The sequence below is a fragment of the Corynebacterium sp. EPI-003-04-2554_SCH2473622 genome (assembly GCF_001665955.1).
GTDB classification, from domain to species: domain Bacteria; phylum Actinomycetota; class Actinomycetes; order Mycobacteriales; family Mycobacteriaceae; genus Corynebacterium; species Corynebacterium pseudodiphtheriticum.
In genome coordinates, this window is the sequence record NZ_LZMN01000050.1 from 1 (window position 1) to 17390 (window position 17390).

Sequence of the window (17390 nt, forward strand, 5' to 3'; positions counted from 1 at the left end):
CAAACAAAGAACACAACCACCAGAACCAACATCCTGTGAAGTTATTTTCTCTGTCAGCCCCTCGCGGCGACTTGGATTAATCTACACACGTTATAGATTGTTCACAAATCGCCAGGTCATAAGGCATAAATCGCGATATATAACTTGCCTTATATCGTGACTTTCGCCCCGGCAAAGTTTTTCTTTCCACGCCGTAGTACCAACCATTTGCCATGCAACAGGTCGTCCGTTTCTGGCTCCCATTCAGCTGATTCTATGCGCTGGTTATTCACATATGCACCGCCTTCTTTGATCGTTCGACGAGCAGCGCCTTTGGATTCCGCTAAACCGGAAACAACCAACAGATCTACGATTGAACGTGCTTCACCTGCACAGATTTCCGCAACTGTGGTTTCTTGTAGCGCACCTTCTAGCGTCCGCTCATCGAGGTCTGCCAAATCGGCGCGACCGAATAAAGCTTGCGACGCCAGTTGCACGGCTTTTCGTGCTTCCACTCCGTGAACCAGGTCGGTCATTTCTTCAGCCAGCCGCCGTTGCGCGGCACGCTTGTGCGGTTCTTCGGCTACGGCACGCTCGTATTCAGCAATTTCTTCTTGTAAAAGGAACGTGAACATCTTGAGATAACGCACAACATCGGCATCACCAGCATTCACAAAATACTGGTACCACGCGTAAGGACTAGTTTTTTCCGGGTCCAACCATAGCTTTCCGCCCCCAGTGGATTTCCCAAACTTCTTCCCGCTGGCATCTGTAACCAATGGGACTGTTAGCGCGTGGGTTTTCGCACCAGAAACACGACGGTTCAAATCAACACCAGAAATGATGTTGCCCCATTGGTCCGAGCCACCAATCTGCAAAACCACATCGTGTTCTTTGTTCAAGTACAGGTAATCATTGGCTTGCAACAACATGTAGGAAAACTCAGTGTAAGAAATTCCATCCGATTCCAAACGACGCTTCACGGTGTCACGGTCCAACATGGTGTTCAGCGAGAAGTTTTTTCCGATATCTCGCAGGAATTGCACGACAGACATTCCCATCGTCCAGTCCGCGTTATTGACCAATGTCGCAGCGTTATCGCCCGTGAAGTCTACAAACTGTCGCAGCTGTTGTTTAATCGCAGAGACGTTAGCTTCAAGCTCCGCTTCGCTGAGCATCGAGCGCTCCCCCACATCACGAGGGTCTCCAATAAAACCAGTAGCACCACCTGCCAAAACAAACGGCCGATGACCTGCTTCTTGAAAACGCCGCAACATAATCATCGGAACCAAGTGGCCAGCGTGCAAGGAATCCCCAGTCGGATCGAATCCGCAATACAACGCGATGGGCTTCGATGTCGCTTCGCGCAGCTCATCGAGATCAGTGGACTGATTAATCAGACCACGCCATTGCAGTTCAGCAACGATATTGTTCATGGTTAATTCTCTCCTTGGGAATCATTCGGCCACTCCATTGCTTCGTCGGCAAGCAGCACAGGCACATTCTCGTCAATACGGTAGGCAATGCCTTTCCGTTCATTGACGAGCACGTTTTCTGCTTCGCGATACACCAATGGACCTTTGTCTTGTGGACAGGCCAAAATTTCCAATAACCGGGGATCAAGACTCATGCGGCTAGCTTATCGCTTCGCTTTATCCGCGACAGTGATAGAGGCCCATTCACGGAACTCGGTGGCTGCCTTTTCCACGGATTCGCGCTGTTCGTCGACGCGGACACCAGCAGTTCCGCCACGGGTTGCTCGCGATGCCACCGCGCCATCAATGGTCAGTACATCACGAACCTCTGGGGTCAATCGCCTGTCGACGCTTGCAAGCTGCTCATCGGAGAGATCCACCAGATCAACCCCTGCTTGTTCAGCTAAGCGGACGCACGAACCAGACGCTTCGTGTGCTTCACGGAATGGGACTCCCTGACGCACCATCCACTCGGCCAAGTCCGTGGCCAAGGTAAACCCGCGGGGTGCGAGTTCACGCATCCGGTCTTCGTGGAATACCAGCGTAGAAACCAAGCCCGTCATTGCGGGAAGCACCAAGTTTAACTGGGCAAAACCGTCGACAAGCGGTTCTTTGTCCTCTTGCAAATCGCGGTTATACGCCAGAGGCAAAGCCTTGCACGTCGAAAGCAGCCCGGTGAGATTACCAATTAGCCTGCCAGTCTTCCCACGCTGCAGTTCCGGAATGTCCGGGTTCTTTTTCTGCGGCATGATCGATGAGCCCGTGGACCATTCATCGCTCAAGGTGACATAGCCAAATTCTGGCGTCGACCAGGCAATAATTTCTTCGGACAGGCGGGACATGTCGACGGAGATCTGCGCCAACACGAATGCTGCTTCCGTAGCAAAATCTCGCGATGAGGTTCCGTCCAAAGAGTTTTCCGCAGAACTGTCAAAGCCCAGCTCCTCCGCGATAGCTTCTGGGTCCAGCTGCAACGAAGAACCAGCCAACGCACCAGAACCATAGGGCGATACTGCCAAACGCTTATCTAAATCGCGGAGTCGATCAAGATCGCGCAGCAACGGTTGTGCGTGGGCCAGCAAGCCGTGCGCCAACAAGATCGGCTGCGCAGCCTGGAAATGAGTCTTACCCGGCATGATTACACGTGGGTGTGCTTTTGCCTGTGCCGCAAGCGCGTCGATGAGGTCGACAACTTGCGTAGCTACGTCGCGAATGGCGTCGCGTACCCACATGCGGAATAACGTGGCAACCTGGTCGTTACGTGAACGACCTGCCCGCAACCGGCCTCCCAATTCCTTGCCAACACGATCAATCAGGCCACGCTCCATCGCACCATGCACGTCTTCATCGCCAGGATCCGGCGTAAACTCGCCCGATTCGACATCACGGCCAAGCTGGTCAAGACCAGCGAGCATTGCCTCCAAGTCCTCATCCGAGAGCAACTCAGCTTTATGTAAAACACGGGCGTGAGCTTTCGAGGCAAGCACATCATAAGGTGCAAGAACCCAATCAAAGTGCGTGGATACAGATAGCGCAGCCATGGCATCGGACGGACCGCCTGAAAAGCGTCCGCCCCACAGTGCGCCTTCGTTCGTGGAATGCGCCTGAATTCCAGCCATTAGTTATTTGCCTCGCGATCACGCTTGTTAGAAATCTGGGTGGACAGACCGTGCAACTGAACGAAGCCTTTCGCGGCGGTCTGGTCGAAGGTATCGCCAGTATCGTAAGTAGCCAGGTTGAAATCATACAGCGACTGGTTTGAGCGACGGCCGTTAACGATGATGTTGCCGGCGTGCAATACCAGACGGATATCGCCGGTGACGTGCTCCTGGGTCGACTGGATAAAAGCATCCAACGACTTCTTCAATGGGCTGAACCACAGGCCGTCGTAAACTTCTTCAGACCAACGGGCATCGATGCTGCGCTTGTAACGAGCAACCTCACGCTCCAGGCAGACGTCTTCGATGGCTTCGTGCGCCTTAATCAACACCATCGCGCCCGGGGCTTCGTAGACTTCACGAGACTTGATACCAACCAAACGGTCTTCCACCATGTCCAACCGGCCTACGCCCTGCGCACCTGCACGGCGGTTGAGCTCTTCAATAATTTCAAGCGGAGAAAGCTTCTTGCCATCAACAGCAACCGGGCGTCCGGCTTCGAAAGAAATGATCACTTCGTCTGGAGCGTTACCCAGCGCTGGGTCCTCAGTGTATGCGTAGAGATCTTTTGTTGGAGGGTTCCACAAGTCTTCCAGGAAGCCAGTCTCGACAGCACGGCCCCATACATTTTGGTCAATCGAGAATGGTGATTTCTCCGATTGCTCAATCGGCAAATCAATCTCGTTAGCAAACTCGATGGCTTTATCACGAGTCCAGGCATAGTCACGCGCTGGCGCAATGATGTCCAGTGATGGATCCAACGCACGGAAGGAAACTTCGAAGCGAACCTGGTCATTACCCTTACCAGTGCAACCGTGAGAGACGTGCGTGCCGCCGTGTTCTTGGGCAGCCTGCACCAGGTGCTTGACGATCAGCGGACGCGAAATCGCAGACACCAGTGGGTACTGCTTCATGTACATGCCATTGGCCTGGACCGTCGGCAAGCAATATTCTTCAGCGAACTCGTCGCGAGCATCGACGACAATGGATTCCACAGCGCCGCAATCCAGTGCACGCTGACGGACCGATTCCATGTCTTCGCCCCCCTGGCCCAGGTCTAGTGCCACGGCGACAACTTCGCCTTCCGTTTGGCGTGCCAGGTATGGAATAGCTACTGAGGTGTCCAAACCTCCGGAGTACGCAAGTACGATGCGGTTTTTCATGATCGTTCCTTTACTGTTGTTTGTTGCTTTCGGTTGTTCCGGGCGCTATCGACGAGAAGCGTGACCCGCCGTTGGTACGGAGCCAACACCGTCCGGATTCAGTGTAGAGGCCCGCCATTGTTTAACAATGTTCGGGGTTTTGGGTACTTTTCGCGCTGGGGTTACTCGGGGTCAATCGTGGCTGCCCCATCCGCCAAGGAGTCGATGAGTTCTTTTCCAGTGAGCGGATCACGTGCGAGCACAAAGACGGTATCATCACCAGCAATCGTGCCGACGATGTCGGATACACCCACTCGGTCAATGAAACTCGCGAGGTAGGGCGCGGCACCGGGCGGCGTACGCAGCACCGCTGTATTCGCCGAGTGATCAGCTGCAACCACGAGATCAGCCATCATTTTGCGGAGTTTATCCCGAGGCCCGGACGCAGACGGTACTTGTAGTGATTCGGCGTCGCCGACCACATAAAAGCTGCGCCCGTCGACGGGTTTGACCTTCCGAGCGCCGAGCTCGTCAAGGTCTCGAGACAGCGTGGCCTGGGTGGTTTCGAAGCCTTCGGCCAATAAGAGCTTGGATAGTTGCGCCTGCGAATAAATGCGCGTCTGTTCCAGCAATTCCACGATCCGTGCTTGGCGCCCGGTACGGGAGTAGGTGTGTGTCATAGCTTCCTCGCTTTCGCTACTGGATTACCGGAGGCAATGCCCAGCAACCACACAAGCACGGCCTTTTGTGCATGCAGACGGTTTTCTGCCTCGTCAAAAACACGTGAAGCTGGGCCATCAATGACCTCTGCCGTGACTTCATTACCACGATATGCCGGAAGGCAGTGCAGGAAAATCGCGTTTTCTGCGGCCTTGTCCATGATTTCTTGCGTTACCCGATACGGCACGAATGGCGTGGTGCGATCTTTACCGTCGCCTTCTTGCCCCATGGATACCCAAGTATCAGTGATCACGACTTCCGCGCCCGCCACATCTGCCGGATCCGCACTCACGGTCACATTGCCGCCAGTAATTTTTGCTTGTCGACGAGCACGATCAACGAATTTCACCTGCGGTTGGAAATCTTCGGGTGAAATGATCCACACATCCATACCAGCCATCGCCAGGCCCAGCATGTAGGAGTTAGCCATGTTCTGGTCGCCGTCGCCCAGATATGCAACTTTCTTGCCGGACAATCCTGCTGCTCCTTTGTCTGGGCAGAGAGATTCCGTCATGGTCTGCAGATCTGCCAAGATCTGGCACGGGTGGAAATCATCTGAAAGCGCGTTGATGACAGGCACGGTGGCGTGTGCCGCCATATCTTCTAAGCCTGCTTGCTCGTACGTGCGCCAGGCAATCGCCTCGACGTAGCGCGAAAGCACCCGCGCAGTATCGGCAACAGTTTCACCTTTGCCCATCTGGGAGGCGCCGGCCTCGGTAACGATGGCACTTCCTCCCAGCTGAGCGATACCGGCATCGAAAGAAAAACGGGTACGAGTCGAAGTCTTATCGAAGACGACTGCCACACTGCGGCCGCCGGACAATGGGCGGTGGCTCAGCGGGTCGGCTTTCAATTCAGCAGCGAGAGCAAGAATTTCTTTTTGCTCAGCGGGAGTAATCGAATCATCCGCCAATAAATGACGAAGCTGTGAAGGTTGTGCTTGCGATGTCATAAAAGTCCTTAATCGAGTATTTCTTGCAGTATTGTTACGCATTCATCGACGTGTCGTCGTTCGATAATTAGCGGTGGAGTCAAGCGCACGACCTTGTCACTTGGAGCGTTAAGGATCAGGCCGCGCTCGAGACCTGCAACGACGACCTCTTTCGCGTTCGCTGACTCGAGCACCACTCCGAGCATCAAACCGGTACCGCGAACTTCCGAGACTGCGGAAAGCTGCTGCAGCTGGCTGCGAAGATACGCACCGATTTCACGTACGTGCTGCAAGAATCTTTCATCCAGAGTGTTAAGCACCGTGCGGGCTGCTGCCAAGACCACAGGATTTCCACCAAACGTGGTGCCGTGCTGGCCGGGCTGGAGGTATTGTGCAGCTGCACCGCGAGCCAGCACTGCCCCCATCGGCAGACCACCGCCGAGGCCTTTGGCCATGGTGACGACGTCTGGAACCACTCCGGCGTACTCATGGGCGAAAAACTTTCCGGTTCGTCCTACCCCGGTTTGTACCTCATCAGCGACCATAAGAATGCCGTAGTCGTCGCACAGCTGACGCACTGCAGCCAGGAAACCTTCCGGCGCGGGAATCACCCCGGTTTCGCCTTGAATTGGCTCGGCGAAAATCGCGGCAATGCCGTCAGGATCTTCCTCGACGATCTCACGCAGTTTCTGCACGTCGCCGTAGGGGTAGAAATCCACACCACCTGGCAGCGGTTCAAATGGGGCTCGTTTTTCTGGTTGTCCCGTCAGCGCGAGTGCGCCCATAGTGCGCCCATGAAAGCCGGCCTCTGCTGCCAATACCCGGCCACGACCTGTCAGGCGGGCAATCTTGAACGCAGCCTCATTAGCTTCCGCCCCGGAATTGCAGAAAAACACCCGAGCGCTGTCGTCTTTGCCATCAGCGAAGCGCTGTTTCAGCGAAGTAGCAACCTCAACAGAATGCGGGGTGGCGAAGATGTTTGAGGTATGCCCCAGTGTGGCGATCTGCGTGCTCACAGCCTCGACAATATCCGGGTGCGCTTGCCCCAAAGCATTGACCGCGATGCCAGCTAGCATATCGAGATAACGCTTCCCCTCAGTATCTGTGAGATACATGCCTTGCCCACCGGTTAAACTGATAGCGGGGATCCCGTAGTTATTCATCAATGCACTAGACCAATCGTTTGCTGTTTTCTGCATCATGCGTGATCATCCTTTCGCAGCACGGTTCCGCCGGGATAGTCCCTGCTTCGGTGATTATTTGGCAACACCATGGTGCCCACACCGCCTTCGGTGAGTAGCTCCAGCACCACCGAGTGCGCTTCCCTGCCGTCGATAACATGGGCTGCATTAACGCCACCGCGAACTGCATTGAGGCAGGCTTCCATTTTCGGGATCATGCCGCTATCCAGCCCCGGTAACAAGGCGTCGAGCTCGTCAACTTCAATGGTAGAAACCAGCGAATCGCGGTCCGGCCAGTCTTTATAAAGGCCTTCCACATTGGTCAGTACCAACAAACGTTCCGCCCCAATCGCAGAAGCTAATGCTCCAGCAGCAATATCGGCGTTAATGTTGTACACCTCGCCGTCGTGATCAGGCGCAATTGTGGAAACCACAGGAATGCGCCCGGCAGCAATAATGTCCATCAAGGCTTCCGGGTTGACGCTGACGATATCACCCACGTGTCCGATATCTACTTGTTCTCCCTCGATATCTAGATAGCGCTTTTCTGCGGTAAACAGCCCCGCATCTTCGCCAGAGGTTCCGACCGCATACGGCCCATGGGAATTGATAAGACCTACCAAATCACGGCCAACTTGCCCAAACAACACCATGCGAACGACATCCATGACCTCTGGAGTAGTAACCCGAAAGCCGCCCTTAAACTCCCCTTCAAGGCCAAGACGCTCTAGCATCTCCGTAATCTGCGGTCCACCGCCGTGGACAACTACGGGTCGAGCCCCGATCGTGCGCAACAACACCATGTCTTTCGCAAACGCTGCTTTTAACTCGTCATCCACCATGGCATTGCCGCCATACTTGACGACGACTATCTTGTCGCGAAGGTGTTGTAGCCATGGCAATGCTTCAGACAGCACTGCTGCTCGGTCGCGGTTACTGAGGTGTTCCAACATGGCCACGGGCTCCTTATTTCCTGGTTTTTGTCTTGGGGACGCGTTATGAGCTGTATGCCGAATTAATTTCGACGTAGTCATGAGACAGGTCAGTGGTGCGCACGAAAGCGCTGCCCGGACCACCGGTGCCAAGATCTACTCGGACGTCGATATCAGCCCCAGACAGGTCGACCTCGCGTGCAGCCGGCGTACCAGTGGTGGCTTTGCAGACCGCATGATTGTTGAAATAGACGCTGATGTTATCCGGATCCATGTCCGCATCAGCCATACCGACGGCGGCCAAAACGCGCCCCCAGTTGGGATCTGAACCAAACATGGCACATTTGAAAAGGTTGTCGCGGCCCAGCGTGCGAGCGGCATTGAGCGCCTGTAAGTCATCCGTGGTGCCTTCGACAGTGATTTTCACGCGCTTGGTGACACCTTCGGCATCCGCTTGCAATTGGTCTGCCAAGTCCGCACAGGCCGCGAGAACCGCTTCATTCAATGCTTCTTGCGTGGTAGTCTCACCGGATGCCCCGCTGGCCATCAGTACCACGGTGTCGTTCGTGGAGGTCGATCCGTCCACATCGAGGGTGTCAAAAGTCAGCGCAGTTGCTTTCTGCAACGCAATAGCGAGTTGTTCTGGGGTAGCTGACAAGTCCGTCGTCAAGCACACCAACATGGTGGCCAGCGATGGTGCCATCATGCCTACACCTTTGCCCATTCCACCGAGGCTCCAGCCATCGCCATTCACCAGAGTTTGTTTCACCGTGGTATCGGTGGTCATGATCGCTCGTGCTGCACCCTCGCCATGGTCTGGGCTATTTCCCAACACACCAGGTAGTTTTTCGATACCAGCCGATACGTTGTCCATCGGCATCGGCTCACCAATCAGCCCGGTTGAACATACAGCTACGTGGTTGGAGTCGAAATTCAGTAATTCAGCAAGTTCAGTCTGCATCTGCTGTGCGTCGCGAAGCCCCAGTGCACCATTGCACGCGTTGGCATTGCCAGCGTTATACAGCACTGCGCGCAACTGACCGTCGGCAAGAGCTTCACGCGAGACCTTAACCGGCGCAGCCACCACGCGGTTCCGAGTGAAAACACCTGCCGCGGAAAATTCTGGGCCATCGTTGACAACTAACGCTAGGTCAGTCTTGCCGGAGGGCTTGATTCCCGCTTTGACACTCGCCGCCCGAAATCCCTGTGGCACGGTAACTCCGCGGGCACTATGGGCGCATTCTCTATTCGCTCCTGCCTGTGGCGTGGAGCTATCTGCGCTGCTCTCTGGGTTGGTCATAGGAAATCCTCGTAGTTTTATGGTTGGCTAAAACATTTGTGCCGGCGCTGTGCGCAAAGCTGGTATTAGCTTCGTTGGCGTTTTATTCGGCGCATCTACGGTTCCCCCTCGTCGGGTTAGGGCGCTAGGCCTGGGTGAGTAAGCCCGGCGGTTTCCTCAAACCCCAGCATCAGGTTCATGCATTGCACAGCCGCTCCACCGGTCCCTTTGGTTAAGTTGTCGAGTACTGCGGTGATCAACAAAGTGTTGGTTGCTTCGTTGACCTCGGCTTGTATCTGGCAAGTGTTTGCGCCAATGACATGTTGCGTTTCCGGTTGCTGACCTGCAGGGAGCACCTGAATGAATGGCTCATCACGGTAGAAATCATGAAAGATATCGGTGATTTCTTCTTGCGACAACGGCGCCGTAAGTTGTGCGGTAGCCGTGGTCAAAATTCCGCGGGTTGCGGGTGCAAGCACCGGCGTGAAGTTGATGCGGTAGTCCTGATCGCGGATTTCGCGGAGGTTTTGCACCACTTCTGGGTTGTGGCGGTGCTTGCCGGAGGTGTTATAAGCACGCAGGTTACCCGTGGTTTCAGACCCTAACAGCGCAACCGCGGCCTTTTTACCAGCACCAGACGTACCGGTAATCGAGACGATGTTGATTGCCGGTTCGATTACTGCTGCCGCTACGGCAGGCAGTAAAGCAAGCGTCATTCCCGTGGGAAAACACCCAGGAACAGCTACCTTGTTTGCTGCCGCAATTTCAGCGCGGTGCCCTGGCATTTCTGGAATACCGTACGGCCACTGGCCTGCATATTCCCCGCCATAGTACGCATCCCAGTCCGCTTTCTTCTGTAGCCGGAAATCAGCCGCACAGTCAATGATTATGGTGTCGTTTGGCAGCTGCTTCGCCAACTCTGCAGAGTGCCCGTGTGGCAGGCCCAAGAAAACAACATCGTGACCAGACAGAATTTCGACTGTGGTGTCTTCAATCATACGATCACGTAGCTGTAACAAATGCGGCATCTGCTGTGAAACAGACTTACCGGCATGTGAGCGGCCAGTCAGTGCACCGATTCGCAAGTCACCATCCCGATAACGCGGATGGTTCAGCAACAAGCGGAGAATCTCACCGCCTGCATAACCGGTAGCTCCTGCTACAGCAACTGAAATCGTCATAGCGCCACCCTAGCAAACTTTATGCAAGAAAGTGCAAATTATTCAATCATGAATATTTACCGGCCTTTCTTCGCAGAAAACCGCGGCGTGGCCACCTTTAGGCGTACAGTGGGACACATATCGTAACCCACATCACCTTAAGGAGTGACCCATGTCTAGCACTGGTTCAATTTCTGCTTCACCCGACGGCTTGCTCATGGCCCTTGTGCAGTACCGCGTCCCCATCGTTGAAAGCCCAGAAGACGTACAGAAAAACGTGGACGAGATCTGCCGCCGTGTAGCATCAACCAAAGCCGGTTATCCGGACTTGGACTTGATCGTTTTCCCGGAATACTCCACATCGGGGCTCAACACCGCAATCTGGTCCTATGATGAATTCCTCATCGCAGTTGACTCTCCTGAGGTCGATCAGTTCCGCAAAGCGTGTAAAGACAACGACGTTTGGGGCGTCTTCTCCATCATGGAGCCACACCATGAAGAAGGAAAGCCGCCATTTAATACCGCGATCATCATCGACAACACTGGTGAACTAGCCCTCCACTACCGCAAGCTACAGCCCTGGACACCAATCGAGCCCTGGTCGCCCGGTGACCTCGGAATGCCTGTTTGTGACGGGCCAAAAGGATCCAAGCTTGCCGTCAATATTTGCCACGACGGCATGTTCCCGGAACTGGCCCGCGAAGCAGCATATAAAGGCGCAAATGTCTATATCCGCATTTCTGGTTACAGCACGCAGGTGCAAGATCAATGGATAATGACCAACAAGACCAATGCGTTCCAGAACCTCATGTTCACCGCATCCGTCAACTTGGCAGGATACGACAATGTCTTCTATTACTTCGGTGAAGGCAATGTGTGCAACTACGACGGAAACCTCATCGCGGAAGGCCACCGTAACCCAGACGAGATTGTCACCGCCGAGATCTTCCCGGCGCTTGCCGATAAGGCTCGCATCAACTGGGGCTTGGAAAACAACATCTTCAACCTGGGCAATCGGGGCTATGTCGCTGTTCCTGGTGGCGCCACCGAAAACTACCTCACCTGGATCGATGATCTCGCCAAGGGGCAGTATAAGCTCCCGTGGGCGGATGAAGTACGCATTAAAGACGGCTGGAAGTACTACCCAGATGGCCCACAGCTGGGACCATTACCAGAAAAGTTCAAGAAATAAGAGGCCGTCTTTCCGGTAAAGCTTTCGTTCCAGAAAGCCTTAAAGCCAGAAAGCCTTAAAGGCTGATTGTCTCCTGTGGCTAACACGATGTCAGAGCGATGTCGTGTTAGCCACTTTTTGTTTAGCGATGCACACTCGCCATGCTCAAAAACACCCCCCGCTGGCGGATTCATAGAAAATCCGAAAGCTGTTCAACAACCCCAGTTGTTTTCATAACCTGAGTCACTTATTCTAAGAACACTTGGGCGTAGCCCGTGTCACATTCTCTTTATGTGATGCCGCCAGGCACTTTAGCCTGCCGAGCGTTACACTCCACCGACTGGAAGGTGAATAAGTCATATGTCAGAACAAAAACCCCAGCCGCACGGCGGCGCAATGGGGCCGACAACAGACGGAAGGCGTGCATCCTATCTTGATGAGGATCAAGGCCTATCCAAAGGAATGGGTCAACGTCAACTACAAATGATCGCTATAGGTTCCGCGATCGGAACCGGCTTGCTGTTAGGTACCGGGGGACGTCTGGAACAGGCCGGACCATTCCTTGCAGTCCTCTATCTCGTTTGCGGTTTCTTCGGCTATATCATTCTGCGCGGACTGGGCGAGCTGATCGTTTACCGGCCGTCATCGGGTTCGTTCGTGTCTTATGCCCGTGAATTCTATGGCGAAAAAGCAGCCTTTATTACAGGGTGGCTGTATTGGGGCAACTGGGCGATGACCATCATCGCAGACTCCACCGCGGTGGCCCTCTACATCCTTTGGTTTGATCGCTACACGTCCGTTCTGGACAGCATCCCGCAATGGCTGCTCGCACTGGGAGTCGTCGTATTCATCCTGGGCTTCAATATGCTTTCGGTCAAGATCTTCGGCGAACTGGAATACTGGTTCTCCTTGATCAAGATCGTTGGGCTCTTGGTATTCATGGCTCTGGGTATTTGGGTAGTTCTCACCGGCCATCCGCAGGGATACGACACTGGATTCCAGCTCATTAGCGAAGGCGGCGGATGGTTACCAAACGGCTTGTTGCCTGCCATTGTCGTTATCCAAGGTGTTGTTTTCGCATACGCAGGTATCGAACTCGTTGGCACAACTTCGGGTGAAACCAAAAACGTCGAAAAGATCATCCCGAAGGCCGTCAATGCGGTGTTGTTCCGCATCATCTTCTTCTACTTTGGTTCGGTTATGCTGTTGACCATGGTTCTGCCGCACACCGAATACATTGCCGGCGTCTCACCATTCGTGACCTTCTTTGATTCTTTCGGCATTGGCGTAGCTGCACCGATTTTCCAGCTGGTTCTAATCACTGCGGCACTGTCCTCGCTCAACGCGGGTCTGTATTCCACTGGTCGAGTGATGTACAACATGTCGATTTCCGGTTCTGGTCCAAAATTCGGTAAAGCACTGTCAAAGGACGGTGTGCCTTACGGCGGTATCCTGCTTGCCGGAGCCATCGCATTCGCTGGCGTGTTCTTGAACTTCGTGGTCCCAGAAATGGCCTTCGAAATTGTGCTGAACCTGGCAGCTCTGGGAACCATGGCCAGTTGGGCAGCAATCAGCATGGCACACTGGAAATTCGTCAAACTTTCCAAGACCGGTGAGTACGAACGCTCCAGCTACCGCAGTCCGTTTAACGCCTGGGGCGATATCGCAGTTGTGATCTTTATCGGTGTTGTGATCATCCTCATGGCTTTCGACTGGCCGGTGGGAACCTACACATTGGCAGCGTCTCTGCTGCTCATCCCGATGTTCTGGTTAGGCTGGCGGGCGTGCAAACCGCAGGTAATGGCACAGCTAGAAGCTCGCCAAGCTCGAATGAACGCGTACAATGAAGGAAGCAATAGCCAGGAATCTGGCGAATAAATAGCTTTCGAACAGCTCTTCCGGCCAGCCCAAATAATCTTTAGCGGTCGGCCCGGAACGAAGAAGCACAATCCGAAAGGAGACCAAAAATATGGTCAAATTTGTAGATGTCGACAATATGGCACGCTGGATCCAGCGCGAAGGTGTCGAAAAAATCATCACCGGTATGGTTAGCTACCTGGAGAAGGATTACTCCGAGTGGGAGCGTTTCGATCTCATTCCTCGCGTTGCTAGCCACACCCCGTTTGGCGTCATCGAGCTGATGCCGACGTCGAACGGCGAAGAGTACTCCTTCAAGTACGTTAACGGTCACCCATCCAACCCAGCACGCGGTTTCCAGACTGTTACCGCGTACGGCATGCTTGCCGACGTCGACAATGGTTACCCAACCTTCTTGGCTGAGATGACGTTGCTGACTGCATTGCGCACCGCAGCAGTGTCTTCCATGGTGGCCAAGAAGCTGGCTCGCCCAGATTCCAAGACCATGGCCATGATTGGTGCCGGTTCGCAGGCTGAATTCCAGGCTTTGGGCTTCCGTGGAACCCTGGGCATCGAAGACATCCGTATCTACGACGTAGACCCTGAGGCCTTGGAGAAGGTTCGCCGCAACCTGGAACCGCTGGGCTTCAACATCACCGTCTGCTCCACCACCGAAGAAGCTGTCGAAGGTGCCGACATCATCACCACTTGCACCGCGGATAAGGCACAGAACCAGATTCTGGGCACCCAGCACGTCAAGCCCGGCGTACACATCAACGCAGTTGGCGGCGACTGCCCTGGCAAGACCGAGTTGGTAGAAGACATCCTGGATATGTCCACCGTCTTCGTCGAACTGCCTGAGCAGACCCGCATCGAAGGCGAGATCCAGCAGAAGCCAGACGACTACGAGGTTGTTGAGTTCTGGAAGGTCATCACCGGCAAAGAAAAGGGTCGTTCATCCGATGAGGAGATTACCTTGTTCGACTCCGTCGGTTTCGCCATCAATGATTTCTCGGCCTTGCGTTACCTCCGCGACGATGTCGCCGGTACCGAGCTCGAGACCGACATCGACTTGATCGCCAACCCAGAGGATCCAAAGGATCTCTTCTCGCTGGTCGCGGAAGTTCCTTCCCTGGTCTAACTCTGGTCTAAGCGATCTCAAGGGCTTAAGCACGCGGCTTATAAGCGCCTAGGCAGCTCATTAGTAGAGATGCTTAGGCACTAAGCTGAAAAATGCGCACTACCGGTTGGTAGTGCGCATTTTCTATCTGCAACTCTATTCCTTCAGCAATTCTTTTCCATGCTTGAGAGACAGTCCCCCACGCTGTAGATCGAAATCGCAGGCTGATGCTGCCCCAAGAAAAGCTGAAAGAAGCACCAGCACAGTCGGAAACTTTTTATGCACGCATGTGAGCTCCCAGCTCGACGCGAGCCTTCTCTGCAGCTTGCACACGGTATTCATTGACCTCATCATCAGTCAAGGTCCGATCATCGGCGCGGAATACCAAGTTAAATGCTAGCGACTTCTTGCCTGCTCCCAGTTGTTCGCCACGGAAGACATCGAAAAGCTCCACGGATTCCAGCAAGTCACCTGCTGCCGATTCAACGACGCGGCGCACAGTCTCGGCAGGTACCTCGTCGTCGACGACCAGCGCCAAATCTTGGTGCAAAGCCGGGAAGGCCGACAGGCGCGGCGCCGGGAAGGATTCGTCCAACGGCAAAGCGGAAAGATTCAATTCCATAGCGCACGTACGCGCAGGAAGTCCAAGAGCTTCGACAACCTGTGGGTGCAGCTCACCAGCGTGACCAACCACGGTGCCCGCAACACTCAGTTGCGCGCAGCGTCCCGGGTGCCACGGCAAATATTCTGCGTTCGCAATTTCCAGTTCTACCCCACACGCACGCGCCACGATGCGCGCAGACTCGATAGCATCTGCATAGGTGTAATGACGACCGCTACCCCACGGTCCAGTAAATTCCAGCTCACCGGAACCTACGGTTGCCACGTGCAGCGGCTGTCGCGGCAAACTATTGATTACGCTCGCCACGGTGGCATCATCCGGCCGCGCGGCAACCGACGGCATAGGGGTGTGATCCGCAACAGCGAAGCTCACCTGTTGGAGACCGAACAAACCAACCGAGTCACGGCCCCGTGCGACGTTACGGCGTACCGCATCCAGCATCGAAGGCAGCAGCGTGGTTCCCAAAACCGCATGGTCAGATTCCAGCGGGTTTTGCACTGCCACGGTGTTGCGGCGTGGGTCGTCAGCAGCCAATCCCCAAGTGTCGAAAATATCATTAGCAATGAATGGCGTCGGCAAGATCTCCGCATAACCGGAATACGCCAAAGCATGACCAACTGCACGGCGGCGCTTTTGCGCAGGGCTTAACCCGCGCCCTGCCGATGGTGTCGGCAAGATGGTCGGAATATCTTCCAACCCTTCCAAGCGCAATACTTCCTCCACCAGGTCGACAGCAACCGTCAAGTCAGAACGCCAAGTTGGTGGAGTCACACGCAATTGTGCACCGTCCTGGGAGACTTCCGCGCCGATCTCTTCCAGACGCCCGATAACAGTTTGTTCCGGGTAGTCAACGCCAGCGATCCGAGACGGGAAATTGATATCCATGGCAATTTCCGGCGCCGCGGGAACTTCCCCCTGCACACTTCGGGTGGCTTCTACCGTTCCGCCAGCGATCTCCGCGAGCAACGCGCAGGCCAGGTCCAGGCTAATCTCAACCAATGCTGGGTCAACGCCGCGTTCAAAACGACGGGATGCTTCCGAGGACAACTTATGCCGGCGCGAAGTACGCGCCACTGTGATCGGATCCCAGTTAGCGGCCTCGAAGTAGACATCAGTGGTCTCAGCGCTGATTTCAGAGGTGGTACCCCCCATAACACCAGCCAAGGACTGGATGCCAGACTCATCACAGATCACGACGTCTTCTGCATTCAGGGTACGGTCGACGTGATCGAGCGTCTCAAATTTCTCGCCTTCTTCTGCGCACCGCACCGTGAGCCCGCCTTGAATCTTGCTGGCGTCGAACGCGTGCATTGGCTGGCCTAGCAGCAACATCAGGTAGTTCGTGATATCCGTAGCAGCATTGACTGGACGCTGGCCGGAAAGCATCAGTTCGCGCTGCATCCACCATGGTGATTGCGCTTTCGGGTCAATTCCGGTGACTTTGCGGAGACCAAAACGACGAGTCTTAGTGTCCTCGGCGATGTTGACGGACAGGGTTTCGCCGTCGGCAGCAGGCACTCCTTCAGTGCTCAATCCTGCAACAGAAGGGTCGACTGCGGGATCCACATATTTCAAGTCAAACGCCGAGGCGATCTCACGAGACAAACCACGAGCGGAAAGAGCATAGCCGCGGTCCGGAGTGATGTTGACATCGAAGATGACATCGTCCAAGCCCAAATAACCACGGGCATCCTCGCCTGGCTCACCGGCATCAGCCGGGAGAGTCAAAATGCCATCAGATTTATCAGTCAGACCCAGCTCAGCTACCGAGCAAATCATGCCGCGAGACATCTTGCCGTAGGTCTTGCGCTCGCCGATGGCGAAGCCCCCGGGCAACACGGTTCCGGGAAGAGCGATAACCACTAGGTCACCTTCCGCGAAGTTCCGTGCACCACAAATAATTTCCTGCAGCTCGCCTGTGCCATTGGCTTTACCAACGTGCACATGGCAGTATCGGATCGGCTTTTTGAACTCGGTCAGTTCTTCGATGTTTTCCACACGCCCAAACACCAGAGGTCCAGTGGTTTCTTCGATTGCCTCATAGCCTTCAGTTTCAAAACCAACGCGGACATAGCCACCGTCGAAATCGGCTGGACTGACGGCCCACTCCGGGTTGTGCTGGTTCAGTAGACGGCTAACCCAGTTCTGGGTGATCAACATTGT

At 54.7% G+C, this 17390-nt stretch carries 14 protein-coding genes; 3 read left to right on the forward strand and 11 right to left on the reverse strand.

What is annotated here, in order from left to right; translation table 11 throughout:
- Positions 1-149 precede the first annotated feature (149 nt).
- From tyrS to argC, 10 genes are all read right to left on the reverse strand, one after another.
- On the reverse strand, positions 150-1415 hold the full coding sequence (gene tyrS, locus A5774_RS05565; RefSeq protein ID WP_027017834.1) for a tyrosine--tRNA ligase: 1266 nt from the start codon (positions 1413-1415) through the stop codon (positions 150-152).
- Positions 1416-1417: 2 nt separating this feature from the next.
- On the reverse strand, positions 1418-1609 hold the full coding sequence (locus A5774_RS05570; protein ID WP_023019533.1) for a Trm112 family protein: 192 nt from the start codon (positions 1607-1609) through the stop codon (positions 1418-1420).
- Between the two features lie 9 nt (positions 1610-1618).
- Positions 1619-3064: an argininosuccinate lyase gene (gene argH / locus A5774_RS05575; protein ID WP_031267972.1), complete on the reverse strand. Its 1446-nt coding sequence runs from the start codon at positions 3062-3064 to the stop codon at positions 1619-1621.
- Positions 3065-3072: 8 nt separating this feature from the next.
- Positions 3073-4275, reverse strand: coding sequence for an argininosuccinate synthase (locus A5774_RS05580; protein ID WP_021352201.1), 1203 nt, complete (start codon positions 4273-4275; stop codon positions 3073-3075).
- Between the two features lie 161 nt (positions 4276-4436).
- The gene (locus A5774_RS05585; RefSeq protein WP_021352202.1) at positions 4437-4934 is read right to left on the reverse strand and encodes an arginine repressor; all 498 of its coding nucleotides are present in this window, start codon (positions 4932-4934) and stop codon (positions 4437-4439) included.
- The gene (gene argF / locus A5774_RS05590; RefSeq protein ID WP_027017831.1) at positions 4931-5926 is read right to left on the reverse strand and encodes an ornithine carbamoyltransferase; all 996 of its coding nucleotides are present in this window, start codon (positions 5924-5926) and stop codon (positions 4931-4933) included. The genes A5774_RS05585 and argF overlap by 4 nt, the downstream gene beginning before the upstream one ends.
- Before the next feature lie 8 nt (positions 5927-5934).
- Positions 5935-7107 (reverse strand): acetylornithine transaminase, encoded by a 1173-nt coding sequence (locus tag A5774_RS05595; RefSeq protein ID WP_023019535.1) that lies wholly within the window; start codon positions 7105-7107, stop codon positions 5935-5937.
- On the reverse strand, positions 7104-8039 hold the full coding sequence (gene argB, locus A5774_RS05600) for an acetylglutamate kinase (RefSeq protein WP_027017830.1): 936 nt from the start codon (positions 8037-8039) through the stop codon (positions 7104-7106). Before argB ends, A5774_RS05595 begins: the two co-directional genes overlap by 4 nt.
- A gap of 43 nt (positions 8040-8082) precedes the next feature.
- Entirely contained in the window at positions 8083-9318 is a 1236-nt protein-coding gene (gene argJ / locus A5774_RS05605; RefSeq protein WP_231892361.1) for a bifunctional glutamate N-acetyltransferase/amino-acid acetyltransferase ArgJ, read from the reverse strand.
- A 116-nt stretch (positions 9319-9434) separates the two neighbouring features.
- Positions 9435-10478, reverse strand: coding sequence for an N-acetyl-gamma-glutamyl-phosphate reductase (gene argC, locus A5774_RS05610; RefSeq protein ID WP_064833764.1), 1044 nt, complete (start codon positions 10476-10478; stop codon positions 9435-9437).
- Between the two features lie 151 nt (positions 10479-10629).
- Here argC and A5774_RS05615 point away from each other — a divergent pair, with 151 nt between their 5' ends.
- The 3 genes from A5774_RS05615 to A5774_RS05625 all read left to right on the forward strand — a co-directional run bounded on the left by A5774_RS05615 (position 10630) and on the right by A5774_RS05625 (position 14626).
- Positions 10630-11649, forward strand: a complete 1020-nt coding sequence (locus A5774_RS05615) for a formamidase (RefSeq protein ID WP_064833767.1) — start codon at positions 10630-10632, stop codon at positions 11647-11649.
- Between the two features lie 441 nt (positions 11650-12090).
- On the forward strand, positions 12091-13506 hold the full coding sequence (locus A5774_RS05620; RefSeq protein WP_255364749.1) for an amino acid permease: 1416 nt from the start codon (positions 12091-12093) through the stop codon (positions 13504-13506).
- Between the two features lie 91 nt (positions 13507-13597).
- Positions 13598-14626 (forward strand): ornithine cyclodeaminase, encoded by a 1029-nt coding sequence (locus tag A5774_RS05625; protein WP_021352210.1) that lies wholly within the window; start codon positions 13598-13600, stop codon positions 14624-14626.
- 256 nt (positions 14627-14882) lie between these two features.
- On the opposite strand, the gene pheT is transcribed toward A5774_RS05625, so the two are convergent.
- Positions 14883-17387: a phenylalanine--tRNA ligase subunit beta gene (pheT, locus tag A5774_RS05630; protein ID WP_064833769.1), complete on the reverse strand. Its 2505-nt coding sequence runs from the start codon at positions 17385-17387 to the stop codon at positions 14883-14885.
- Positions 17388-17390: the final 3 nt, after the last annotated feature.